A 24,897-nucleotide genomic window follows, 5' to 3' on the forward strand; every position below is an offset into this window, starting at 1 on the left:
GTCCGTACCGATACGTCCGTACCGACCACCCTCCCTGGAGCAGCAGTCATGCATGACGACCGCAGCATCACCGAACACCGCCTCCGCCGGGTCCTCAAGGAGCGCGTCAAGCCAGCCGTCCACTCCCGTGCGGTCCCGCTGACCGTCGAGCGCTGGGAGGCTCCCGGCGAGCCCGTCCCCGTCGCCGAAGGACTCGCGGCGGGCTACGAGCCCTGCGCGATCGGCGACCCGTGGGGCCCGGCCTGGGGCACCACGTGGTTCAGGGTCACCGGTACGGTCCCCGCGGACTGGGCCGGCCGTACGGTGGAAGCCGTCCTCGACCTCGGCTTCGACCGGATGATGCCCGGGTTCCAGTGCGAGGGCCTGGTCCACCGGGCCGACGGCGGCGAGGTCAAGGCCCTCAACCCGTACAACGACTGGGTGCGCGTGGCCGACCGCGCCGAGGGCGGCGAGCAGGTCGAGTGGTACGTCGAGGCCGCCTCCAATCCGGTCCTGGTCGACCACACGGCCACGTACGAGGGGGATCTGCCGACCAGTGGCGACCAGCCCCTGTACCGGCTCGCCCGGATGGAGCTCACCGTCTTCGAGACGGAGGTCTGGGAGCTGGTCCAGGACCTGGAGGTGCTCTACGACCTGATGACCCAGCTCGACACCGCCGACGCCCGCCGGCCCGGGATCCTGCGGGCCCTCGGCGCGGCGCTGGACGCCCTCGACCTCGCCGACGTGCCCGGCACGGCGGCCGCCGCCCGCGGGTGTCTGGCCCGGGTGCTCGCCGCCCCGGCCAACGCCTCCGCGCACCGGATCAGCGCGGTCGGCCACGCCCACATCGACTCCGCGTGGCTGTGGCCGCTGCGCGAGACGGTCCGCAAGGTCTCGCGCACGGCCTCCAACATGGTCAACCTGATGGACCAGCACCCCGAGTTCGTCTTCGCGATGTCGCAGGCGCAGCAGCTCGACTGGATCAAGACGTACCGGCCCGAGCTCTTCGAGCGGGTCAAGAAGAAGATCGCGGACGGGCAGTTCGTGCCGGTCGGCGGCATGTGGGTGGAGTCCGACACCAACATGGTCGGCGGCGAGGCCATGGCCCGCCAGTTCCTCTACGGCAAGAAGTTCTTCCTCGACGAGTTCGGCATCGAGACACAGAACGTCTGGCTCCCCGACTCCTTCGGCTACACCGCCGCGATGCCGCAGATCGTCAAGCTCTCCGGCTCCAAGTGGTTCCTGACCCAGAAGATCTCCTGGTCCCAGATCAACAGGTTCCCGCACCACACCTTCTGGTGGGAGGGCATCGACGGCACCCGTGTCTTCACCCACTTCCCGCCCGTCGACACCTACAACTCCGACCTCGGCGGCGCCCAACTGGCTCACGCCGCCCGCAACTACCGTGAGAAGGGCCACGGTTCGCGCTCGCTCGTCCCCTTCGGCTGGGGTGACGGCGGCGGTGGCCCCACCCGCGAACACCTCGCCCGCGCCCGCCGCCAGAGGGATCTCGAAGGCTCCCCGAGGGTCCGGATCGAGCGTCCGGACGCCTTCTTCGAGAAGGCCCACGCCGAGTACGCGGACGCGCCCGTCTGGGCCGGTGAGCTCTACCTGGAGCTGCACCGGGGCACCTACACCTCCCAGGCCAAGACCAAGCAGGGCAACCGGCGCAGCGAGTCCCTGCTGCGCGAGGCCGAGCTGTGGGCGGCGACGGCCGCGGTGCGGGTCGCGGGGTACGCGTACCCGTACGAGGACCTGGAGCGGATCTGGAAGACGGTGCTGCTCCACCAGTTCCACGACATCCTGCCGGGCTCGTCCATCGCCTGGGTGCACCGCGAGGCGCGCGAGACGTACGCGGCGGTCCGTGAGGAGCTCCAGGGGATCACCCTCGCCGCGCAGCAGGCGCTGGCGGGCCAGGGCGAGGAGGAGCTCGTCTTCAACTGCGCCCCGCACGCCCGCCGCGGCGTACCGGCCGGCGGGGCCGGCCGCCCGGCCGCGGCGGGGGAGCCGGTCACGGTGGAGGAGCGGCACGGCGGCGGGCACATCCTGGCCAACGGCCGGCTGCTGGTGGAGATCGACCGCCGCGGCCTGATCGTCTCCGTCTACGACCTGGAGGCGCGCCGCGAGACGGTCGCCCCGGGCACCGCGGCGAACCTGCTCCAGATCCACCCCGACTTCCCGAACATGTGGGACGCCTGGGACATCGACGCGTTCTACCGCAACCGGGTCACCGACCTCGTGGAACTGGACCGGCTGGAGGTCACCGGGAGCGGCCCGCGGTCGGCGACCGTACGCGTGACCCGCTCCTTCGGCCGGTCGGAGGCGGTCCAGCAGATCACCCTGCGGGCCGGGGCCAAGACGGTCGACATCGTGACGGAGGTGGACTGGCACGAGACGGAGAAGTTCCTCAAGGCCGCCTTCCCGCTGGACGTGAAGGCCGAACGGACGGCCTCCGAGACCCAGTTCGGGCACGTCTACCGGGCCACCCACACCAACACCTCGTGGGAGGCGGCCAAGTTCGAGATCTGCGCCCACCGCTGGATCCACGCGGAGGAGCCCGGCTGGGGGGTGGCGCTGCTCAACGACTCCACGTACGGGCACGACGTGACCCGGGACGTACGGGCCGACGGCGGCCAGACCACCACGGTCCGGCTCTCCCTGCTGCGCGCCCCGCGCTACCCCGATCCGGAGACCGACCAGGGCTCCCACACCCTGCGCTTCTCGCTCGCGCCCGGCGCCGGGATCGGGGACGCGGTCCGCGAGGGCCACGCGCTGAACCTGCCCGAGCGGGTGGTCCGCGGCGCGGGCCCGGTCGTCCCGCTGGTCGCCGTCGACGAGGACGCGGTGGTGGTCGAGGCGGTCAAGCTGGCCGAGGACCGCAGCGGCGATGTGATCGTCCGCCTCTACGAGTCCCGCGGCGGCCGCGCCCGGGCCACCCTCACCGCGTACTTCCCCGTGGCGGCGGCGGTGGAGAGCGATCTGCTCGAACGGCCCCTGGCGGGCCCCGCCGTGGGGGTCGTCACCCCGGAGGGCCGGGTCCCGCTCACCCTGCGCCCGTTCCAGATCGTCACGGTCCGCCTGCACCGCGCCTGACCGGCGCCCGAGCGGGCCCCGGCCGGCCCGTCAGGGCCGGGGGCCGGCCGCCCCGGGAGGCGGATCCTCCGTAGCACCCTTCAGCGCAGCCAGCCGTGTTGGGCCGCCTTCAATCCGGCCTCGAAGCGGCTCGATGCGTCGAGGCGTTCCATGAGGGCGGCCATCTGTCGGCGTACGCTGCGGGCGGAGATGCCGAGCCGCCGTCCTGCGACCTCGCCGGTGAGGCCGGACGCGAGGAGCCTGAGCAGTTCCTGCTCGGAGGCGGTGAGACCGCTCCGGGCGTCCTTGGAGCGGTCGGCGCCCAGCGGGACGGCGGAGTTCCCTAGCTTGATCTTTAACGTTCGGCGTCGAATGGTGCGTCGAACTTGATCACTCGGTTCGGTAACCGCCGTACACGGAAGCGGCCTTCGTCTGGATCATGTGCTCCGACCAGGGAACACACACGTCCAGCGCGAAGGCCGTGAGGATGAGTCTGCTGCATCGTGATGCCCGGCGAGAGCCGCTGGCGGAACTGTCACGCTTCCGGGGCGAGTTCTACTCCTGCCTGACCGCTCGTTCGGACGCGTTGTTCGAGCTGGCTGATGCCGTTCTGTGCGGCGACGGGCCGGTGAGGTCGCTGGCCGAACTGTCGCTGGTGGGCGAACACCGCCGCGGCCATGGCGGGCTCTATGCTGCGGTGGCTCGCGGCCGGGTCGACAGCGCCCGGCTGCGGCAGGCACTGGCGGCGGTGCCGCTGCCCCGGGCTGCCGACGGCCGGCTGGTCCTGGCCGTCGACGTCACGTGCTGGCTACGGCCCGACGCCCACACCTCACCCGAGCGGATCCTGTGCCACACCTACGGACGGGGCAAGGACCAGCACATTCCTGTCCCCGGCTGGCCCTACTCGATCATCTGCGAGCTCGAGCCCGGCCGCAGCTCGTGGACCGCACCCTGGACGTGCTCCGCCTGGCACCCGGGGACGACACGGCGACCACCACCGCCCGGCAGCTGCGCGAACTGGTCGGGCGATTGATCACGATGGGGCAGTGGCGGGCGGGCGACCCGGACATTCTGATCGTCGCGGACGCCGGATACGACGCGCCCCGCCTGGCCCACCTGCTGCGGGATCTGCCGGTCCAGGTCCTGGCGCGGATGCGTCCGGACCGAGTACTACGTCGAGCTGTCCCGCCTCGGCAGCCCCACACGATGGGCCGCCCGCCGCGGCACGGTGGCGAGTTCGTCTTCGGCCAGGCCGACACCTGGGGCACCCCGGACACCGAGACTGTCACCGCCACGCGTCTCTACGGCACCGCCACCGCCCGCTCCTGGAACCGTCTCCACCCCAAACTCACCCACCGCTCGTCCTGGGCTGCGGATGACGGTTCCCTTCCCATCATCGAGGGAACCGTCATCCGTCTGGAGATCGACCGCCTGCCCAGCGGAGCGACTCCAAAGCCGGTCTGGCTCTGGTGGTCCGGCACGGACGCCGGCCCTGCCGATGCCGACTGTCTGTGGCAGGCCTACCTGCGGCGCTTCGACATCGAGCACACATTCCGCCTGTTCAAGCAAACCCTGGGCTGGACCTGACCGAAGATCCGCACCCCCGAGGCAGCGGACCGATGGACGTGGCTGATCCTCGCCGCCTACACCCAGCTCCGTCTCGCCCGCCCACTCGCAGCCGACCTCCGCCGGCCCTGGGAGAAACCCGCACCAGCCGACCGTCTCACCCCTGCCCGAGTCCGCCGCGACTTCCGGCACATCCGCCCAACTACCGCCTGCCCCGCCCGAGCACCGAAACCCTCCCGCCCAGGCCCCGGACGACCACCAGGCCGAAAGAACACCCGGCCCACACCCCGCCACGACGTGCACACAGTCCGCAAAACAGACACCCCGAAGGCGAAACCGAAGAAGTCCACGACCCCTCGCCCACGCCGCACAGGTTAAAGATCAAGCTAGGGCGTGTATCGAAAGTGCCTGGTGGAGAGCCCATTTGTGATCCAGAATGATTGGATGGTCACGCTTGAGACTCCCCGTTTGATCCTGCGTCGTTGGCGCGAGGAAGACGTTGCGCCCATGGCTGCCGTCAACGCCGACCCCGAGGTCATGCGGTGGATCCGCGACGGCAGCGTCCTTGACGAACAGCAGACACGCAACCGGGTCCAGGCATGGGAGAGCGAGTGGGAGTCACAGGGCTTCGGCCTGTTCGCCGTGGAGATCCGGTCCACTGGCGAGCTGGCCGGGTTCACCGGCCTTTCGGTGCCCGACTTCTTGCCGGAGGTACTCCCGGCGGTTGAGGTCGGCTGGCGGCTGGGGCACTCACACTGGGGGCAGGGCTTGGCCACGGAGGCTGCTGCGGCCGCTGTACGGTTCGGGTTCGAAGAGCGAGGGCTGGGGCGGATCGTCAGCATCACGCAAGTGGGCAACGACGCCTCCGAACGGATCATGACCAAACTGGGGATGCATCCGGTCCGTGAGACCGTCAATCCCACCTGCGGTCGGCGAGTAAGGGTGTTCGAGTTGTCGTCGGACCAGTACGTCACAACCACTCGTTGATGGCGGCAACGAGGACGGTAGCCTCGTAGCGGACCGTGAGTTTGTCGTACCGGGTGGCTACAGCGCGGTGTCTCTTGAGGCGATTGATGCCGCATTCGACCGCGTGCCTTGCCTTGTAGTCTTCGGGGTCGAACTTCGGCGGACGACCGCCGCGTGAGCCGAGCTTCTTGCGGTTGCGGGCCTGGTCGGCTTTGTCCGGGATGGTGCAGCGGATTCCCCGGCGGTGCAGGTAGGCGCGGTTCTTCCGGGAGGCGTACGCCTTGTCAGCCCGCACGCGGTCGGGGCGGACGCGCGGCCGACCCGGCCCTATGCCGGGCACACGGACCTTCTCCAGCTCCGGTTCGAACTGCGGCGAGTCCCCCCCGCTGCCCTGCCGTCACCACGATCGACCTGGGCTTCTGACCCTGCTCGACAGCCAAGTGCAGCTTGGTCGTGAACCCGCCTCGCGAACGCCCCAGCCCGTGATCATCGGGCTCGTCGAAGACACCGCCCGGTGGTTCCTTCTGCAGGTCACCCTGCTCGCCCTGCGGGGCGCCGCTCCCCGCTCGCCGCCTCGCCCTTCTCGCGGGGCCGCTCCTCTTCGCATGCCGTCGGACAGCGCCTCCCCCCGAGACTGCCAAAGGCGGACGTCCGGCCGGGGCGAGTTCCCCGGTCGGCCGTCCGCCTGTCAGATGGTCAGTTGCCGCTGCTTGAAGTTACGTCTGGTGCCTCAGCGGCGCGATATAGGGATCCAGGCTCGCCCTCAGGTCCGAATCCGAAACTTCTCGATTGCCTCCTACGCCATTCCACCCCTCCAAGTGCCTGATCGCGTGGACCGGAACTCCCAATCCATGGTAGAAGCAGTAAATGAAAGCGAAGAAGGTCGCTTCGCTTCCCAGCTCTCCTTTCACCCATAGCGCAATGTCCACCGCGTCGTCACCGCGGATCGCGCGCTCGCGAATTCCGGAGCCGATCAGCTTTGGATTCTTCATTTCCAAAATATGACCTCAACCTTGGTGTAGTTACCCGGAGTTCCTTCCCGCTTCAGGAATTCAACCCGACCGGTAAAGCCGTACTTCGTGGCCATCTTACCGGTGAATGTCAGCCGCGCCGCCTCCTCCTCGCTCAACATGAGGCTCTGTATGCCGGCGTTGAAGCTGTCCAGGTTGTCTTTCATGTCACCGCCGCCCAGCCAGGTTCCCGCCATTCCCTTCGCGTTTCCGCCTATGTGTTCCATCACGTCGTCGATCATTACACTGCCGACTGGAGTCTTTCCCTCCTCGGCGAGAACGACGAGATGCAGGACTCCTTGCTTGTCGATGGAGCCCGCTATCCCATGGCTTCCGCTGCCGTAGTCGTCCCCCCATTCAAGGCAGGGGGATGTGTTGGTCTGACTGGACGCCGCAGTGGCCCGGGACGCGCTCTTTCCAGCAGGGATCTTGCTCCTCGTGCAGGCTTCGCGCAGCTTCTGGAAGGCCTTGTTGGTGATACCTGCGATGGCCGTTTCGGGTACGCCAAGAGTCCGCAGGGCCTTGTAGGCATCGGCGAATCCGATACCAGTCATGACGGCGGCGTCGGCCGCCCGGACGGCGTCCGCGATGGGCTTGAGGATCTTCCCCGCGAAGAGGAGCCCGACGTCCAGGGCCGCCCATGCGCAGCCGCCCCAGCTTCCGCGCTCGAAGCCGGAGGAGAACTTCTCGCCGCACTTGATCCAGTGCCCGAAGAGGATGTCTACCGGATCGATCCCCGCCTGGTACTCGGCGATCGTGATGGTGTGCGTGACTTCCTGCGAGAGCTCATCCGTCGGGTACTGCCCCATGTACTTCGTCTCGCCCGAAGGACACGTGGACTTCGACGGGTCCATGACCAGCGCGTTGCACAGGTACACGTCGAGGAACGCCCTGTACCGGATCTTCACCGTCAGCGTGCAGTCGCCCTTGTAGAAGAGCGCGTCGAGGATGCCGTCGCAGCCGTCCGTCTTCTTCAGGGTTTCGGGCTTGCCGATGTTTTCGGTGTGGTCGATGACGTAGAACATGCTGCCGATCGACCCGCCGGACCCGTCGGGGACGGTTCCGGCGTTGATCTGCTTCGCCTTGGCGGCCTTCTCGGCCCTGTCAGCGGCTTCCTGGGCTTCCTTGGCGTACTTGTCGGCGTCCTTCGCGGCCTGTTCGGCCTCGGTCGCGGCGATCGCGGCGCGGTCGGCGGCCTCCCGGGCGATCTTCGCGTCCTGTTCGGCCCGGGTCGCCGCCGCGCGGGCAGCGGCCGCGTCGAGGGCCGCCTGGTCGGCGGAGTCGCGGGCCGCCTTGGCGTGGCCCTCGGAGCGTCCTGCGGCCTGGTCCGCGGCCACGGCGTCCGCCGCAGCCTGCCCGGCGAATTCGGTACTGCGGACCAGTGAAGCGGAGGCCAGGGACGCCGACTTCGCGGCGTCGGCCGAGTAGCCGAGGGCCTCCTTGGCGTAGGTACGGGCGTCCGAGGCGTACTTGGCCGCGTTCGCCGCGTGCTCGTACGCGGCCTTCGCGTCGCCCTGCGCCTGATCGGCGATGGCCTTGGCCGAGGCGGCCTCCTCCTGCGCGTTCTTGGCGTGCGCGTCGGCGATGGCCTTCTGCTGTTCCGCGATGCTCTTCGACGCCTGCCCGGTGAGCACGACCAGGCCGGCCGCCGAGTCGGTGGCGACGTACGGCGAGCCGAGCTGGATCGCGTCGTTCGCGGGCTTGGCGACCTGTGCGGCCGCCTTGCCCGCGTCCACAGCGGCCTGGGCGGTCACGTGGGCGTAACCCGCCGCCTTCGCCGCGGCGGCCCGGGCCTTGCCGGCCTCCACGTTCGCCTTGTCCGCGTTGGTCTTGGCCGTCTTGGCCTGCGTGTCCGCCTCGTTGGCCTGGGAGACGGCTGCCCGCGCGTCGAACGCGGCGCGTTCGGAGGCGTCGATCGCTTCGGCGGCCGCGCTCGTCGCGGTGCGCACGGCGGCGTCCGCCTTCAGCTTCGCGGCCTGGGCGGCGTCGGCGTCCGCGCGCGAGCGCTTGGCCGCGGCCTCGGCGCGGGTCGCGGCCGCGTCGGCCTCGGAGGCGGCCTGTGTCGCCGCGTTGGCCTCGCCGCGGGCCTTGCCGGCTGCGGTCTCCGCCTCGGTGGCGTGCTTGTCCGCCTGGTCGGAGGCTGCGCGTGCGGCGGTGGCCTCCGGGCCCGCGTGGAGCGAAGCGGCGTAGGCGGCCTGGGCGTCGGCCTTGGCGCGCGCGGCGTCGGCCTTCAGTTCCGCTTGCCAGGCGTCGTCGCGCTTGGCCTTGGCGTTGTCACGGGCCTTGACGGCGCCGTTCTTCCGCTCGACCGCGGTTGCCTCGGAGGCTTCGGCCTGCTCCTTGGCGTTCTTGGCCTTGGTCGCCTCCGCTTCGGCGTTCTTCTTGTGCTGCGCGGCCTCGGCCTGCTTGGCGGCCGCGGTCTCCTTCTCCTTCTTCGCCGTGGCCTCTTCCGCCTCGGCGGCGAGCCGCTTGGCGTGGGCGTTGGCGGCCGCCGCCTTCGCGTCGGCCTCCGCCTTCAGCGCCTCGCCGAGCTTCGCCTTCGCGGTCTCCGCTTCCTTCTTGGCGTTGTCCCGGTGCGACTTGGCCGACTCCGCGGCGGCCTTCGCCTGCAGCTCGGCCGTCTGCGCGGCCCCCCTGCGGAACTCCGCCTTCGACTGTGCGGCCTGGGCCAGAGCGCGCTGCGCGATGGTGTCGCTGTCCGCGCCGGAGGCACGGGTGGCGGCCTCGGCGGTCTCCCCCGCCTTCACCATCGCGTCGAGCGCAGCCACCGCGCCCTTGGTGACCTGGGCCTTCTGCTGACCGACCAGCAGACCACGCCCTCGCGGCGCACCAGCGGAGTCCGCGACCGCGTAGGCGGCCTGCTCGGCGGTGTCGCTGGTGGCGGCGGCCTTCTTCGCGGCCGCGGCCTGGGCCTTCAGGACTTCGAGCTGCTTCTTGGCGCCCGTCTGGGCGTCCGTGACGGCCTTCTTCGCCTTGTCGAACTCAGCCTTGGGCGGAACGGAGCCGGTGTTGGCGGACGGCTTCACGTCGAACTGCTGCGAGCCCGACGTGTTGCAGTCCCACAGCCGCGCGTCGACGCTGTTGTCGTACGCCGGCAGGTCCACGCACTTGCCGGTGCCGACGCTCTTCAGGCCGGTGGTGGCGCGCAGGTTGAAGTCCCAGGTCTGTGCCGGCGAGCTGTTGCACGTCGCGATCTGGATCTTGGTGCCGTTGGCGTTCTTGTTCGACGCCACTTCGAGGCACTTGAAGGACTTGGTGTTCCGCAGGTGCAGTCCGTGATCGTCGCCGAAGAGCTGCCACGACTGGGCCCCGGAGCCCGTGCACGTGTACACCTGCACGGGCGTGCCGTCGGCCGTACCGCCGCCCTGCACGTCGAGGCACTTGCCGCTCGCGGCGTGCACCTGGATCGTCGCCGGGCTCTCGCCGACGGCTCCGACGCCGCCGGGAGACCAGTAGTCCTGGAAGCGGGCGGCGTGGTCGGCCACCCACGAGTGGCCCAGCAGCTCGCCCAGGGCCTTGGCACCCGCGGTCAGGGACTGGGTGGCGTTCTTGTTCGCTGCCAGGATCTGGTTCCGCTGCGCCTGCTGGGAGGCGATCTCCTGCTGCCACTCGGCGGTGGCCGTCTCGGTGATCCCGCCCAACACCTTGCCCGGATCCATCGGGTCACGCCAGGCACAGGAGGCGAAGCGGGTCTTCAGGTCCTCGACCGCGATCCGGTACTCCGCCGTCCCCGCCTTCGGCGCCGTACGCGCGAACCCGCCGGAAGTGAGGAACATCCGGGCGTTGTCCGCGCCCGTGGGCTCCAGCGACCAGTCGGTGAGGTGTTTGTACGCGTCGCGCTCCGCGATCGCGCGGATCCAGGCGTCGCCCGTGACCTGCTGGGGGTCGGGGTCCTTGCCGTAGAGGGGCGCGCCGAGGTTCTTGACGGCCGTGACGGCGGCTGGCGAGGCCTGGGGCGTGGGGTCCTTGTAGAAGTCGCTCTCGGAGGTCCAGAACCGGTCGGCGGTCCACTTGCTCAGCCCGGTCTGGGCGTAGAAGTCCTGCTTGCCGTCACCGGGCGAGCCCGGGGGCCAGTGGAAGTCGGCGTTGTTGATGCCGCCTGGAGTGGTCAGCCCCTCCAGGGGCTTCTTCCACGCGTCCCGGAGGGAACTGATCGCCGTCATGGCGCTGCTCGCCGCGTCCTTGTCCTTCTGGTACGCGGCCGCGAGCGGGGTCTGCTCCCAGTGCTTGCGGTCGGCCAGGACATGGAGCTTGTCCTGCGGCTGGCTGAGGCCGTCCTGGGCGACCTGCGCCATGGCCGGCCCGCCCAGGCGCAGGACGTCGGCCATCAGGCACTGGTCCTGCCGCCACTGCTCGGCGGCGGTGTCGTCGAGCCAGTCCTCGGAGCTGCCGGCCGCGGCAGCGCGTAGTGCGTTGGCGCGGTCGAGCACTGCGGGATGGACGGCCAGACCGGCCAGAACGGCCAGCGTGCCTATGGATGTGACGGCGGGAGTGAGAAGCCGGGATCTAAGCGATCTCCGGTAGAGCATGCCTGGTCTTGAGCGCACGAATGCTGTCCTTCACGGCAGATGAAGGCAACCGAGGAGCGGATCGAGCTCGAGGACGCAGCACTCCGGTCAGTTTGCGGACCCGAAGGCACACCAGACAGCACCGGACAATTTGGTGCGGCCGGTGTCGCGGCGAAGCGAGCGTTCATCCCCCGAAGCGGCACCGTTCCCCCGGCCGCCTATGACGCGCGCCATGTGCAGCCTGGTCAGGGCTGGCATCGACGCGGTGATCACCTTACCCGCGGTTAACTTAAATCAGCCATACCTATTCGGACACGCATGCGGTCGCGTGGTCGCGGGAGACGGAACGCGGGTGACGTGCCGGTGGTGGGTGACTGGAACGGTGACGGCAGGGACACCGTCGGTGTCTACCGCGCTTCGGGCGCGACGTTCTACCTGAGTGACTCCAACACGTCGGCGGACGTCGATCACCAGGTGAAGTTCGGGAACCCGGGGGACGTGCCGGTCAAGGGTGACTGGAACGGTGACGGCACCGACAAGGTGGGTGTCTACCGTCCCGCCGAGTCCGACTTCTTCGGCGCGGCCAAGGACTCCGACACGGTGATCTACGGCGCCCGCTTCGGCAACCCGGGTGACGTGCCCCTCACCGGCCAGTGGTAGTCGGATCCTGAGACGTCCGTCCTCGGCGCGGTCATGGGAGTGAACTGTGCCACAGGCGGGGCCGCACTCCCCGGGAAAGCGGGGGAGAGCGGCCCCTCACTGGTTATGCACTTAGTTGCAAAACCTGCCTCGCCTCGCTAGAACAGGGTCATCACCCCCGCGCGAGGAGGCGCCCCTCATGAGTTCCCAGAGCCGGTACCCGCACCTGTTGAGCCCCCTGGACCTCGGCTTCACCACCCTGCCGAACCGCGTGATCATGGGCTCGATGCACACCGGCCTCGAAGAGCACCAGGGCGGCTTCGAGCGGCTCGCCGCCTTCTACGCCGAGCGCGCCCGTGGCGGCGCCGGCCTGATCGTCACCGGCGGCATCTCCCCGAACGACGCCGGCCGCCCCTTCGAGGGAGGCTCCCGCCTCACCACCGAGGACGAGGCCGCCGAGCACCGGGTGATCACCGAGGCCGTGCACGCCGAGGGCGGGAAGATCGCGATGCAGATCCTCCACTTCGGCCGCTACGCCTACCACAAGGACCTGGTGGCCCCCAGCGCCATCCAGGCCCCCATCAGCCCCTTCGTCCCGAACGAGCTCACCGACACCGAGGTCGAGCGCACCGTCGAGGACTTCGTCCGCGCCGCCCGCCTCGCCAAGCTCGCGGGCTACGACGGCGTCGAGATCATGGGCTCCGAGGGCTACCTGGTCAACGAGTTCATCGCCGCCGCGACGAACAAGCGCACCGACCGCTGGGGCGGCGCGTACGAGAACCGCGTCCGCTTCCCGCAGGAGATCGTCCGGCGCACCCGCGCGGCCGTCGGCGAGGACTTCATCCTCATCTACCGCCTCTCCATGCTCGACCTCATCCCCGGCGGCTCCACCCTCGACGAGGTCGTCCACCTCGCCAAGGAGATCGAGGCGGCCGGCGCCACCATCATCAACACCGGCATCGGCTGGCACGAGGCCCGCATCCCCACCATCGCCACCTCCGTCCCCCGCGGCGCCTACACCTGGGTCACCAAGCGGCTGATGGGCGCGGTGTCCGTTCCCCTCGTCACCAGCAACCGCATCAACACCCCGGAGATCGCCGAGGAACTGCTCGCCGACGGCCGCGCCGACCTGGTCTCCCTGGCCCGCCCCTTCCTGGCCGACGCCGACTTCGTCGCCAAGGCCGCGGCCGGCCGCTCCGAGACCATCAACACCTGCATCGGCTGCAACCAGGCCTGCCTCGACCACACCTTCAGCGGCAAGATCACCAGCTGCCTGGTCAACCCGCGCGCCTGCCACGAGACCGAGCTCGTCCTGTCGCCGACGCGGACCAGGAAGCGCGTCGCCGTGGTCGGCGCCGGTCCCGCCGGTCTCGCCTGCTCGGTCTCCGCCGCCGGCCGCGGCCACGCCGTCACCCTCTTCGAGGCCTCCGGCCACATCGGCGGCCAGCTCGACGTCGCCCGCCGCATCCCCGGCAAGGAGGAGTTCGAGGAGACCATCCGCTACTTCGGCACCCAGCTCGTGGAGGCCGGCGTAGAGGTCCGGCTGAACACCCGCGCCGACGTGGAGACCCTCCAGGGCTACGAGGAGGTCGTCATCGCCACCGGCGTCACCCCCCGTACCCCCGACATCGAGGGCGTCGACCACGCCAACGTCGTCAGCTACCTCGACGTGCTGCGCGACGGAGCCCCCGTCGGCGAGCGCGTCGCCGTCGTCGGCGCCGGCGGCATCGGCTTCGACGTCGCCGAGTTCCTCACCGACAGCGGCGAGGGCGCCTCCCAGGACCCCGACGTCTACTTCCGCCACTGGGGCGTGGACACCACGTACGCCGGCCCCGGCGGGCTCACCGCCCCCGAGCGCCCCGCGCCGCCGCGCCAGGTCCACCTCCTCCAGCGCAAGGCCACCAAGGTCGGCGCGGGTCTCGGCACCACCACCGGGTGGATCCACCGCGCGGAGCTCAAGCACCGGGGCGTCGTCTCGGTCGCGGGGGCCACGTACGACCGCATCGACGACCAGGGCCTGCACATCACCGTCGGCGGCGAACAGCACCTCGTGCCCGCCGACACGGTGGTCCTGTGCACGGGCCAGGAGCCGCGCCGCGACCTGTACGAGGCCCTGCGCGCGGCGGGCGTCGAGGCCCACCTGATCGGCGGCGCCGACGTGGCGGCCGAGCTCGACGCCAAGCGGGCCATCCGGCAGGGCACGGAACTGGCCGCCGGCCTCTGACCGGAAGGGGATTGTGGCGGTCCGGCCGGACCGCCACAATCTCCCGGTGACGATCTCACCGGCAGACGCAGACAAGATCCTTACCGACAACTTCGCCCCCTGGGTGCTCGCCCTCGGACTGACCGTCCAGGAGACCGGGGAGCGGCACGCCGTACTGCGGCTGCCCTGGTCCGAGGAACTGGCCCGGGACGGCGGCGGCCTCTCGGGCCAGGCCATGATGGCGGCCGCCGACACGGCCACCGTCATCGCGATCTCCGCCGCCCGCGGCACCTACGGGCCGATGACCACCGTCCAGCAGTCCACCAGCTTCCAGCGGCCGGTGGTCGGGGCCGACGTACTGATCCACGTACGGGTGACCAAGCTCGGCAAGCGGATGGCCTTCGCCGACATCACCCTGACCCCCGAGGGCGCCGAGGACCCGGCGGCCACGGCCTCCACGGTGTACGCCCTGCTCGGCTAGTCAGCCGCCCCCGCCGGCCGCGTGCCGGTGGGGCTTCGCCCAGTCCTGCCCGTGCGCCTCCGGGACCAGGGGAGCCGGGGGAAAACGCGTTGGCGGGCGGCGGACCGGCTCGCCTACGCTCGCGCCATCGGGCCGACCACGAAGGCGGCCGGCGGGCACGGGGGAGCGGGACCATCTCGGCGGAATCCAGGACCTACGATTCGGCACGGCCGCTGCGGCGGAACAGGGACTTCACCGTCTTCTGGCTCGGCCAGGCGCTGTCCGTGCTCGGCGGGTCCGTCTCGATGCTCGCGCTACCTCTGCTCGTCCTCGACGCCACCGGATCCATCGTCCAGATGGGCCTGGTCACGGTCGTCTCCGGCGCCACCGCCATCGGTACGGGGGTCTTCGCCGGGTACGTGGTGGACCGGGTGGACCGCCGCAGGCTCATGATCGTCTGCGATCTGGTGCGGGCCGTGCTGTTCGGCGCGGTCCCGCTCGTGTGGTGGGTCGCCGGGCCGCAGATCTGGCTCCTGTACGTGCTGACCGCGCTCGCCGCCGTACTGAAGACGCTGTTCGACGTCGCGTACGTGACGGCCATCCCCCATCTGGTGCGTACGCAGGACCTCACGGCCGCCAACGGACGGCTGATGGGCACCTTCGCCCTCGGGAGCCTGCTCGGGCCGGTGGTGGCCGGCTTCCTCACGGCCGGAGTGGGCGCGGACTGGGCGCTGGCCCTGGACGGGGCCACCTTCCTGGTCTCCGCCGCGAGCCTGGGATGGGTGAGGTTCACCGCACGCCCGGCCGGGGCAGGCGCGGACATGGCGGGGGACAAGGCCCCGGACCAGGCGGCGGACAAGGCGGGGGCCGGGGTGTTCCGGGAGATGTTCGTGGTCGGCTTCCGTTTCCTGTGGAGCCACCCGCTGCTGCGCCCGCTCACCATCCAGCTCACCCTGCTGACCTTCGTCACCATGGGCGCCACCGACCTGCTGATCTACCGGATCCAGCACGACCTCGGCCGGGACGCGGCCACCCTCGGCTACGTGATCGCCGTCAGCGGGGCCGGATCCGTCGCCGCGGCCCTGAGCGCGGGGCGGCTGCGCCGGATCCTCGGCTTCGGCACCTGCTGGCTCGCGTCGATCGCGATGATCGCCGTCGGGGTGACGGTGACGGGCGTCAGCCGCAGCGTGCCGGTGATCGCCGTACTGGCCGCCGTCTTCATGTTCGGGATCACCCTGGGCGGGATCTGCACCATGACCCTGCGCCAGGAGGTGACCCCGGACCACCTGCTCGGCCGGGTCACGTCCGCCTTCTGGACCGTGCACAACGCCTCGGGCCCGGTGGGCGCGGCCGTGCTCACGCTGCTGGCCGCCCGTCATGGGGTCCCGGCGGTCAGCCTGGCGGGCGGGGCGCTGTGCCTGCTGATCCTCGGCGGCGGGCTGCTGACCCCGCTGCGCGGCAGCCGCGCGGGCGCGGCGGCGGCCGGGTCCGCCGCCCCGGACCAGGAGCCGGCTGCGGGGCCGTCGGCGCGCGCGTAGGGTGCCCGTCTGGGATCGTGGATCACAGGTAGCCGCACCGAGGAGCCCATATGTCCGGACAGTTCGAGGCCAGTGTCGAGATCGACCGACCGGTGGAGGCGGTGTTCGCCTACCTCGCGGACGGGCGGCACGACCCGGAGTTCAGCCCGCGCGTCCAGGAGATCACCAAGACCCCGGACGGCCCCACGGCCCTCGGCACGGTCTTCCGGAGCACGGTCAAGGACGCCGGGATGAAGACCGGCCGTGAGTTCCGCATCGTCGGACTGGAACCGCCGCACCTGATCCGCTGGACGGAGCAGAGCCGCAACCTCGTCACGGCGGAGGGCGGCTACGACCTCGAATCCCTCCCCGGCGGCCGTACCCGCGTCCGCATCTTCAACACCCTCGAAGGCCACGGCCTCGGCAAGCTGCTCGTCGGTCTCGCGGTCGGCGCGGCCCGCAAGGACGCCCCCGACTTCGGCCGCCGCATCAAGGCGGCCGCCGAGGCATCCATCGCTCCTTGAGGGCTCTCCAGCCCCAACCCCCTGACGAGTTGCCTCGTCTCCTCCGGCTCCGCCCCGAGGCCGCCGAGCCGGCGAAACCGGCTGCGAAACCGGCTGCGGAACCTGCCCGGGCCGAGGGCTCGGGCAGGTTCCGCAGGTCAACGCGCGGTGCTACGTGCGGGACACGCCCCGCAGCACGGGCCCGGGCGGTGTCAGAACCGGCCGGGGGAGGACGGGAACGGCAGCGGCTTCGCGGGCGCCGCCGATTCGCGCCGCTCGGCAGCGGCCGGCGGGTTCTGGCAGGTCACGTCCTGGGCGGGCAGCTTGCCCGTGGCCAGGTACGCGCTCACCGGGGCGTTGGCGCAGGAGGTGGGGTCGAAGAGGTACACGCCGTGGCCCTCACCGCCCGCCGCCAGCACCATCCGCGAGCCCTTGAGGGCCTTGTGCAGGCCCTGTCCGCTCACCAGCGGGGTCTGGGAGTCCCACTCGTTCTGCACCGTCAGCACGTTCGCCTTCTTGTGCATCGGCGTGGCCGCCTCGACCGGCCGGTCCCAGAAGGCGCACGGCTTGATGTTGGACGCGAAGTCCCCGTACAGCGGGTACTCGGCCTTGTCCTTCACCGCGTCCCGCTCGTACTGCTCGCTGTAGCGCGGCCAGCTGCCGGTGTCCCCGCACGCCACGGCCCAGAACACGGCGGTGCCGTTGTCCGAGGCGGGCTCGGCCGCCGCACCGCCCGTCAGCAGTTCCTTGAGCTCCGTCGCGGTCGTACCCGCGGGCAGCGGCCTGCCCTCGGCCGCGGCCTTCAGGGCCACGACCATCGGGGTGGCCTGCGCCGGGTAGAAGAACACCCCGCGCGTGGAGCGGATCATGTCCCCGTCGACCTTCATGCCCTCGAACTCGAAGGGCTCCTTGTCGGCGCGCGCCACCAGTTCCCAGAACGTCTCCGACACGGCCTTCGGGGTGTCGCCCAGCTTGTACTCCGCCGAGCGCTGCGCCGCCCACTGCGTCCACCGCGCGAAGGCGGGCTCGGCCTCGGTGGCCCAGACCTGGATCATGCCGCGCCAGATCCGCTGCGGGTCCACGCCGCTGTCGAGCACGAAGCGGTCCGTGCGGTCCGGGAACATCTGCGAGTAGACCGCGCCGAGGTAGGTCCCGTACGAGTAGCCCAGGTAGGAGAGCTTGCGCTCGCCGAGGACCGCACGGATCGTGTCCATGTCCCGGGCCGTGTTGCGGGTGGTGATGTACGGAAGGACCGAACCGGCCTTCTCGCGGCACTTGTCGGCGACGGTGCGCGCCCAGGTCACGTCGGAGCCGAAGGTCTCCGGACGGTAGGCGCGGTTGAAGTTCTGCTCGGTGTCGGTCAGTCCGCAGGTGATCGGGCTGCTGGCGCCCACCCCGCGCGGGTCGAAGCCGATGAGGTCGTAGCTCTCCCGTACGTCCTTCGGCATCGCCTCGCTCATCAGCAGCGGCAGGTCGAGACCGGAACCGCCCGGGCCGCCGGGGTTCAGCAGCATGGCGCCGTGCCGCTTGGCCGGGTTCTCGCTCTTGAGCCGGGATATGGCGAGGTCGATCGTGCGCCCGTCGGGGCGCCGGTAGTCGAGCGGGACCTTGAGCGTCGCGCACTCGTACGAGGCCGGCAGCTCGGGGCTGCAGCGGTGCCAGGCGGGTTTCTGCCGAAGGTGGTCCGCGGCCGGGGCGGCGGAGGCCTGGGTCGCGGACAGCAGGGGCACGGTGGTCGCGATGAGTCCGGCGGCGGCGAGCAGCGGTGCGAGGCGTTTCAGGCGCACTGAGCCGTTCCTTTCGGAGAAGTCGCTTACGCGTCCACCTTGTTGCACCCGGCGGCCAGCCGAATCATCCCGAAGGTCCGTGCCCTGTGCTCCTCACGAACGAGCCGACAACAGGACAGATGGCCGACACGCCGCAGTCGGCCCCCGGTCGTGCGCCGGGGGCCGACGTGTGCGCGGTTTCAGGAGCGGCCTCAGTGGCCGTCACCCTGGCCGCCGTCGTGCCCGCCCTCGTGGCTGCCACCGTGTGTCTCGCCGGGCGTCGCGCCGGGCGTATCGCCGGGTGTTGCTCCCGGCGTCCCGCTGGGCGTCCCGCCGTGTGCGTCACCGTGCGTGTCGCCGGTCTCCAGGGAGCCGCCGAGACGTCCTCGCAGTGTGGTCAGGGCTTCCTCCGTCGGCGCGGTGACGACCCATCGGTCGCCGACCAGATAGAGGCCGCCGTACATCCGGGCCTCGGTCAGCCAGGAGCGCAGTCCCTGCTCGGCGGTGAAGGTGACCATGCGGTAGACGACCTGCCCGGCCTGGCACCCGCCCTGGCGCAACTCCTCGGCCTCCACGTTCACTTCGGCGGTACAGCCGATAGCCGTGGCGATCTGTTCGAGGGAGGTCCCGGGCACCGCCGCCGCGGTCGCCGAGGGCGAGGGGGCCGCGGCCGAGGTGTGCTGTGCCGCCGCCTTCGAGGAACAGCCCCCGCACAGCAGCGCGGTGAGGCACACCGCCGCGACGGCCGGGATCGACGGGCGGATCCGCCGGGTGCTGCGGTCGGTGGACGGCATGGTGACCTCTCTGGCTGATCGGGGAGGGGCCGTGGCGCCCGGGCGGGGAGGTACCCGGGCACCACGCGCTTCAGGGGCGGATCGGCGGGCCGCGGACAGGTGCTAGCCGACGACCTTCGCTTTCTTGCCCTTGTCGGTGATGGCGAACCAGAGGCCCTTGTTGTTGTGCCCGGTGGTGTCGCCGGGTTCCTTGTCACCGGTGAAGGTGTAAACCGGCCAGCAGTCGATCGTCAGTTGCTCGCTTCCGTCGGGCCGCTTCACCTTTCCAATCAATTCAGGGGCGATTCCGTTTACCTTATCCTTGTCGACCGGCTTGGCCGGCTTCCAGGTGTCCGTGCAGGCGTCCACGCAGCCAATCTTCATCGGCCAGGCGCTGTCCTTGTCGAACCGGTAGAGCGTCTTGCCCTCCCCGTCCTCGACGAGGGTTCCGAGCTGGGGGTTCTGCACGGCGGTGAGTTCGCCGCCCTTCGCCGCCGCGTCCGCCTTCTCTTCCTTCTTCTCTTCCTTCTCCGCCCCGGCTCCCGCGCCCTTGCTCGCCCCGGCCGGCTTCCCGCCCGGGCCCAGTACGTGCCAGGTGCCGCCGACGCCCTCGCCGAGCGCGTCGCCCGCCTTGGCGTCCTTGGAGTAGCGGTACACGGGCCACCCGGCGAGCGTGAGCTGCTTGGTGCCGTCGGCCCGTACGACGGAGCCGAGGAGCGCCGCGTCGATTCCCTCGCTGACCGAGGCGTCGTCCGCGGACACCGCGGGCCAGGCCGCGGCGCAGTCCCCCTCGCAGTTGGACTTGGGCGGCTTCGGCGTGTCCTTGTCGAACCGGTAGAGCGTGAAGCCCTCGCTGTCGGTGACCCCGGGTCCCAGGCCCTGGACCTCGCTCACCTTCAGCTGTCCGGCCGGGCCGCTCTTGCCGGCGGCGCCCGCCGGGGCGGCTCCCGAACCGCTTCCGTAGGGGTCGCCGTAGCCGGATCCGGCCTGTTTGCTGTCACCCACCGGCTGAACTGCAGGCGCCTTTCCCCCGTAATTGTCGGAGCTTCCGCATGCGGCGGTTGTCATCATCAGTACCGCGACCGCTGACCCGGCGAATATCTCACGACGCTTAATCTTCACGATCTCTCCTTCAGGTTCGGTTTCCGCGTTTCCTTGCCCCCGGTAATTGATACGGGGCCGGGAGCGGCGGAAGCGTATATCCCCGGGAATTTGTCAGATCGCGCCAACATTGAACCCCGGGCATTGGTTCAGTCCTGGATGCGCAGCGCGAGGGCAGGGCAGCGCCGCACCGCGCGCAGCGCCTTCTGCCGCTGCGCGCGGGGGACGACCATGGACGCCTCCGCCGGGAAGCCGTCCAGGTCGAGGCGGACCACATCGGGCAGGACGTCCACGCACAGCCCGTGGCCCCTGCAGAGGGTCCAGTCGACCAGCAGCCGCTCCGGACTCTCGTCGTCCTCGAGCAGCGGAAGGGCGCCCAGCACCCGTCTGCCGCAGCCGCTGCCGAGCGCGTGGTCGCGGAACTCGTCCGGGAAGGTCCTGAGCGCCGAGGCGACGAAGTTCGAGGTGCCGTCCGGATGGCTGCACGCGCCGCGTTTCAGCACCGCCTTCATCCGGAGCTCCAGCATCTCCAGGGCGGGTTTGCCCCCGCCCCGGATGGCGTCGTCCAGTACGTCGGCGATGGCGGGCAGCCCGCGTACGCAGGGGCCGCACTGGCCGGCCGACTCCTTGGCCAACCAACGGGTCACGCGTGCCACTTCGCCGGCCGGGCAGGTGTCCATGGGCAGCGGCAGCACCGCCCCCGCCCCCAGCCGTGCGCCGAGCCGGTCGAGGGACTCGCGTGATATCTCGGCCGCACGTGCGTTTGCCGGAGTGAGCCATTTGCCGTGATACCCGCCGACCAGGACGCCCTGGCCCGGATCGGTGCCGCACAGTTCCAGGATGTAGGAGAGCGCGGCTCCGCTCGGCGTCTCGACGACCGTGTTGCCCGCGACCGTCAGCATGATGGTGCCCGGCTCGCTGGGCAGGCCGGTCGCACGGAAGTCCAGCGCGCCGAGACGGGCGGCGACGGCCATCTGGGCGAAGGTCTCGGTGTTGGAGAACAGGGTGGGCACGCCGTTCAGGCCCCGGTCACTGGTGCGCACCTTCTGGCCGGAGGGCAGCGTCGGCCCGCCGTTCAGACCGTTCACGTGCGCCGTGCTCTCGCCGGTCACGAAGCGCTCGGGGAGCAGCTTGATCTGCACCCGGCGCCCTGCCGGGCCGCGTTCCGCGACGGCCTCCCGCAGTGACTGCTCCACGTCCCTCCGGGTGACGCCCACCACGACGTCCTCGGAGTTCAGCGCGGCGGCGGCCAGCAGGGCCCCGTCGAGCACCAGATGGGGGGTGTGCAGCAGCAGCGCGGTGTCCTTGAGGCAACTCGGCTCGCCCTCACTGCCGTTGACGACGACGGCGGTCTGTCCGTCCCCGGCGCGGGCCGACCGCATCACGGAGCGCAGTTTCTTGGCGAACGGGAAACCCGCGCCGCCGCGCCCGCGGAGGTCGATGTTCTCGGCGAGGTCGACGAGTTCCTCCGGCCGGTAGCGGGGCATTTGGCCGTGTGTCGTCAGATGGGCCACGCGGTCGAGCCGCGCGGCCTGGTCGAGCCCGGCCAGCAGCCGGGGAGCGCCCACGCAGCCGAGGCTGGGGCGCGTCTCACCGCTCACAGCCACTGATCCCGGCTGATGAGCGTCTCGGCGTCAGCTGCTGTGCCGGCGCGGCTCGGCGCGTAGACGGCGGTGCGCGGAGGTTCGTTGCTCAGGGGCGGTCGGTCGGGCCGGGGGGGCTGGGCCTGGTTCGCGGTCACGGCTGCCGCTGCAGGACGCGAGCCGCGCCTCTGTCGGGGCACGCCGCCCTTGACGGGCTCCTGCGCCACGGGCTGGGGGACGGGCGGCACGAAGACGGCCGCTTCGCGCATCCGGCTCCTGACCCGGAACACGAGCACACCCACGATGCCGAGCAGGGCCAGCGCGTACGCGGACGTGACCCAGGGGGCGGCCGCGCGGCCCGACTTCAGGCCGTGCACCAGTGAGGCGCCCCAGGCCGGATAGGCGCCGAAGTGCAGGACCCGCCACCACGCCGAGCCGCTCCTGGTGTTGAACACGCTGCGCACCGCGCCGGAGATGGCCACCGCAATGAAGAGGTATCCGGCCAGGCTGCCGAGCCCGACCAGGACGGGCCGGGTGGCGTCCGTGAACGGCACGGCCGCGGAAGTCGCGGTCGTCCGCTGTCCCGCGACCTTGATCCAGATGTGCAGGGCGAGGAAAAGGAGCCCTGACACGGCGAGGCCGCGGTGCGCGCCCTGGGCGAGCAGCCGGTGCCCCGAACCGAGGATGACCCGGTCGGTCGCGGCCAGTCCCCAAAGGACGGTAGCGGTGAGCGAGACGAGCGAGAGCACGCCCGCTCCGAAATCGAGGAAGGCCCATAGTTGGGTGAAGGCGCCCGCTCGGGCAGCCACGGTGACGAGCACGATGGCCGCGCCGACGGCGCAGAGCACGCCGGGGCTCAGCCTGCCGTCCTTGGGAAGGAGGGAGGGCCGCCGGACGGCCCTCCGTCCGGCAGCCGCAGCCGCAGCCGAGGCATGGCGGCTCTTGCGGCGGGCCCTGTGTGAGCTGGGCATTTGAGGCTGGGGCAGGGGCATCCAGGTCTCCTGTGCGCCTAGGCATCCGAGCACTCCACCTGGCGCTCGGTACCCGGGGGTCGTTGTCGTCGTACCCGGCAGCGCTGTGAAACTCCGCGCCGGCCGAGGGAACTTGGGGCCGGAGTGCAGCAGCATCGTGGAGCTACACAGCAGCTCCACAGGTTTTATCGAAACGTGATAATTTCTCGCACCGCCCCTCCGGCGCTTCGAACAACACCGGAAGATTCCCCTCCAGCGGGGGTTGCGACAGGCCACCGCGCCGCCCGCCACCTACGCGTCCCGGACGGCAAAATCAAGGCAAAGTAACGGGACCGTAAGTGGTCGGACCTCTCCAGGAGGGAGTACGAGGGCCGCAACTCTCGCGTCAGACAATGATGTTGACGTGGGGAGCAACCTCGGCGGGCTTGTCGCTCTTCCCTGGACAAGCCTCACCCCGGCACGAACGAGGAAAACGATGTGTGAACTTCTGAACCGCATCTGGTCCCGCCCCCGTGGCGAGTGGACCCGCGTCCTGCGCAAGGAACTGCCCGCGCTGGCCGCCGAGATAGTGGAGGAGCTTCTGCATGGAATTCCGGAATTTTCCGCACTTATCGATGACAACGATGCCATTGATGACGAGTTGTTCCGGCAGCGGGTGGAAGAGGCTCTCCTCGCCGTCCTCGGCTACCGGGAACAGCCCCGGGAACAAGCACCGGAGGAGCACGATGAACAGGCGGAGAGTGAGGACGAGATCGAGAACCAGATCGAGGTTCAGAGCCAGTTCGACAGCAAGGTCGAGCACGAGATCGAGATCGAGGTCGGGATCGCGGCCAGGGCCGAGTGCGAGGTCACGCACGAAGGCCGTCGCGAAGGCCTCCGCGAAGTCCGTAGCGAAGTACGCAACGAAGTACGCAACGAGGGGCGCCGCCAGGGCCTGCGCGAGGTCCGCAACGAAGGCCTGCGCGAGGCCCGGCACGGGGGCCGGCACGAGTCCCGGCACGAAGGCGTCCGTGAGATGGACCGGGCGCGGCACGACCTGTTCAGGACCCTCACCGATGACAGGGACGCATCCGAGATGTCCCTCAGCGAGCTCGCGGAGGCGGCTGGCTGGCCCCTCCCGCTCGCCGTACGGGCCATCGTGCCCGCCACGCCCGGCGAGACCCAGCAACTTGCCGCCGTACTGGACCACTGCCTCGTCGGTATGTTCGCGGGCCGTCCGTGCCTGCTCGTTCCCAGCCCCGACCCGGACACCCGCGCCCCGCTGGAGAACCTGCTGCGCGGCCGGTTCGCGGCCGTGGGCCACGCCGTCCCGCTCCGTGACACGGCCTCCTCACTGCGCTGGGCGCTGCGCCTGGCCGCGCTGACACCCGCCCGCCCCGGCGCGGAGGTCCGGCCCGTCTTCGTCGACGACCACCTCTCGACCTTGTTGCTCCTTCAGGACGAGCCCCTGGCCCACGCGCTGGCCGCCCGGTGGCTGCGTCCGCTGGCCGACCTGACCCCCCGCCAGAGCGAGCGGCTGGAGGTGACGCTGCTTGCCTGGCTGGAGGGTGGCGGCGCCCCCGAGGCCGCCAAGGCTCTGAGTGTGCACCCGCAGACCGTGCGGTACCGCATGCGTCAGCTGGAGAAGCTCTTCGGGACCGGCCTGCGGGACCCCCGTACCCGCTTCGAACTCGAGATGGCCCTGCGCAGCCGCCGGCTGATGGCGCAGGTCCGGCGCCAGCACTCCCGGGTCGGCCGCAGGGCCGCCCGCGTGATCCAGGCCGACTTCACCCCCTTGGTCGTCGGACGGATGGCCCGCGTCAACGGCCTCTGAGCCCCCCCGGAAACAGCCCGGCCCGGCCCCGTATGTACGGGGCCGGGCCGGGCTGTTTCGTGCGTGCGCCGCCGGGCGGGGGTGTCGCGCGGGGCTGTCGGGCGGCGCCGTTCGGCGGGGCGGGGTCCTGCGGTGCAGCACCGGGCCGGGCCGTGTCGCGCGGTACGCCGCCCGGGCGGGCCGGGCGTGTGCCGTGCGGTGTGCCCGCGCGTGTGCCGTGCGGTGCGCCCGGGCGGCGGGGTCGGGTCGGGCTTGTGTCCTGCGGTGCGCCACCGCGTGGGCCGGGCTCGTGCCGTGCGGTGCGCCGCCGGGCCGGCCGGGCCACCGGGCCCGCCAGTCTCACGCAGTACGCCGCCACCGGGATCCGGCAGCGGCGTACACATACGAGCGGTGTTGGCCCGAAGTCGGCTTCGGACCAACACCTGTCCCGGGCCGGACACCGGGGTTGGGGGAGAGGAGGGGTGTCC

At 70.8% G+C, this 24,897-nt stretch carries 17 protein-coding genes and 1 pseudogene; 9 read left to right on the forward strand and 9 right to left on the reverse strand.

Annotated elements, in window-relative coordinates:
• Positions 1-48: 48 nt before the first annotated feature.
• Positions 49-3,072 (forward strand): alpha-mannosidase, encoded by a 3,024-nt coding sequence (locus ACFY04_RS16240; protein WP_389117143.1) that lies wholly within the window; start codon positions 49-51, stop codon positions 3,070-3,072.
• An 80-nt stretch (positions 3,073-3,152) separates the two neighbouring features.
• Here ACFY04_RS16240 and ACFY04_RS16245 read toward each other — a convergent pair whose 3' ends face one another.
• A complete protein-coding gene (locus ACFY04_RS16245; protein WP_389117374.1) occupies positions 3,153-3,425 on the reverse strand; it encodes a response regulator transcription factor in 273 nt (90 codons plus the stop codon).
• A 113-nt stretch (positions 3,426-3,538) separates the two neighbouring features.
• Between ACFY04_RS16245 and ACFY04_RS16250 the strand changes: the two are divergent.
• Both ACFY04_RS16250 and ACFY04_RS16255 read left to right on the forward strand, forming a co-directional pair.
• Positions 3,539-4,638 (forward strand): annotated as a pseudogene (locus ACFY04_RS16250) (transposase).
• Between the two features lie 423 nt (positions 4,639-5,061).
• Positions 5,062-5,604 carry a GNAT family N-acetyltransferase gene (locus ACFY04_RS16255; RefSeq protein ID WP_389117144.1) on the forward strand — a complete coding sequence of 181 codons (543 nt, stop codon included), beginning with the start codon at positions 5,062-5,064 and terminating at the stop codon, positions 5,602-5,604.
• On the opposite strand, the gene ACFY04_RS16260 is transcribed toward ACFY04_RS16255, so the two are convergent.
• From ACFY04_RS16260 to ACFY04_RS16270, 3 genes are all read right to left on the reverse strand, one after another.
• Positions 5,588-5,923 (reverse strand): transposase, encoded by a 336-nt coding sequence (locus tag ACFY04_RS16260; protein ID WP_389117147.1) that lies wholly within the window; start codon positions 5,921-5,923, stop codon positions 5,588-5,590. The genes ACFY04_RS16255 and ACFY04_RS16260 overlap by 17 nt on opposite strands.
• Positions 5,924-6,299: 376 nt before the next feature.
• A complete protein-coding gene (locus ACFY04_RS16265; RefSeq protein ID WP_389117150.1) occupies positions 6,300-6,575 on the reverse strand; it encodes a hypothetical protein in 276 nt (91 codons plus the stop codon).
• The gene (locus tag ACFY04_RS16270) at positions 6,572-11,122 is read right to left on the reverse strand and encodes a ricin-type beta-trefoil lectin domain protein (RefSeq protein ID WP_389117376.1); all 4,551 of its coding nucleotides are present in this window, start codon (positions 11,120-11,122) and stop codon (positions 6,572-6,574) included. The genes ACFY04_RS16265 and ACFY04_RS16270 overlap by 4 nt, the downstream gene beginning before the upstream one ends.
• A 345-nt stretch (positions 11,123-11,467) precedes the next feature.
• Between ACFY04_RS16270 and ACFY04_RS16275 the strand changes: the two genes are divergently transcribed.
• From ACFY04_RS16275 to ACFY04_RS16295, 5 genes are all read left to right on the forward strand, one after another.
• On the forward strand, positions 11,468-11,761 hold the full coding sequence (locus ACFY04_RS16275) for a hypothetical protein (RefSeq protein WP_389117151.1): 294 nt from the start codon (positions 11,468-11,470) through the stop codon (positions 11,759-11,761).
• Between the two features lie 178 nt (positions 11,762-11,939).
• Positions 11,940-13,964: an FAD-dependent oxidoreductase gene (locus ACFY04_RS16280; protein WP_389117153.1), complete on the forward strand. Its 2,025-nt coding sequence runs from the start codon at positions 11,940-11,942 to the stop codon at positions 13,962-13,964.
• A 46-nt stretch (positions 13,965-14,010) separates the two neighbouring features.
• Entirely contained in the window at positions 14,011-14,424 is a 414-nt protein-coding gene (locus ACFY04_RS16285) for a PaaI family thioesterase (RefSeq protein WP_373039483.1), read from the forward strand.
• 89 nt (positions 14,425-14,513) lie between these two features.
• Positions 14,514-15,941: an MFS transporter gene (locus ACFY04_RS16290; protein ID WP_389117155.1), complete on the forward strand. Its 1,428-nt coding sequence runs from the start codon at positions 14,514-14,516 to the stop codon at positions 15,939-15,941.
• A 50-nt stretch (positions 15,942-15,991) separates the two neighbouring features.
• Complete coding sequence (locus ACFY04_RS16295; RefSeq protein WP_301364686.1) at positions 15,992-16,444, forward strand: SRPBCC family protein; 453 nt, start codon at positions 15,992-15,994, stop codon at positions 16,442-16,444.
• Positions 16,445-16,635: 191 nt separating this feature from the next.
• Here ACFY04_RS16295 and ACFY04_RS16300 read toward each other — a convergent pair whose 3' ends face one another.
• The 5 genes from ACFY04_RS16300 to ACFY04_RS16320 all read right to left on the reverse strand — a co-directional run bounded on the left by ACFY04_RS16300 (position 16,636) and on the right by ACFY04_RS16320 (position 22,494).
• Complete coding sequence (locus ACFY04_RS16300; protein ID WP_389117157.1) at positions 16,636-18,210, reverse strand: alpha/beta hydrolase; 1,575 nt, start codon at positions 18,208-18,210, stop codon at positions 16,636-16,638.
• A gap of 191 nt (positions 18,211-18,401) precedes the next feature.
• Positions 18,402-18,983 carry a hypothetical protein gene (locus tag ACFY04_RS16305; protein ID WP_389117159.1) on the reverse strand — a complete coding sequence of 194 codons (582 nt, stop codon included), beginning with the start codon at positions 18,981-18,983 and terminating at the stop codon, positions 18,402-18,404.
• A 102-nt stretch (positions 18,984-19,085) separates the two neighbouring features.
• Positions 19,086-20,084, reverse strand: coding sequence for an SCO0930 family lipoprotein (locus ACFY04_RS16310; protein WP_389117162.1), 999 nt, complete (start codon positions 20,082-20,084; stop codon positions 19,086-19,088).
• A gap of 128 nt (positions 20,085-20,212) precedes the next feature.
• A complete protein-coding gene (locus ACFY04_RS16315) occupies positions 20,213-21,664 on the reverse strand; it encodes an NADH-ubiquinone oxidoreductase-F iron-sulfur binding region domain-containing protein (protein ID WP_389117163.1) in 1,452 nt (483 codons plus the stop codon).
• Positions 21,661-22,494 carry a hypothetical protein gene (locus ACFY04_RS16320; RefSeq protein ID WP_389117166.1) on the reverse strand — a complete coding sequence of 278 codons (834 nt, stop codon included), beginning with the start codon at positions 22,492-22,494 and terminating at the stop codon, positions 21,661-21,663. Before ACFY04_RS16320 ends, ACFY04_RS16315 begins: the two co-directional genes overlap by 4 nt.
• 598 nt (positions 22,495-23,092) lie before the next feature.
• Here ACFY04_RS16320 and ACFY04_RS16325 point away from each other — a divergent pair.
• Complete coding sequence (locus tag ACFY04_RS16325) at positions 23,093-24,430, forward strand: PucR family transcriptional regulator (RefSeq protein WP_389117167.1); 1,338 nt, start codon at positions 23,093-23,095, stop codon at positions 24,428-24,430.
• Positions 24,431-24,897: the final 467 nt, after the last annotated feature.

Origin of the sequence: Streptomyces sp. NPDC001549 (genome assembly GCF_042894025.1) — a bacterium.
GTDB lineage: Bacteria > Actinomycetota > Actinomycetes > Streptomycetales > Streptomycetaceae > Streptomyces > Streptomyces kutzneri.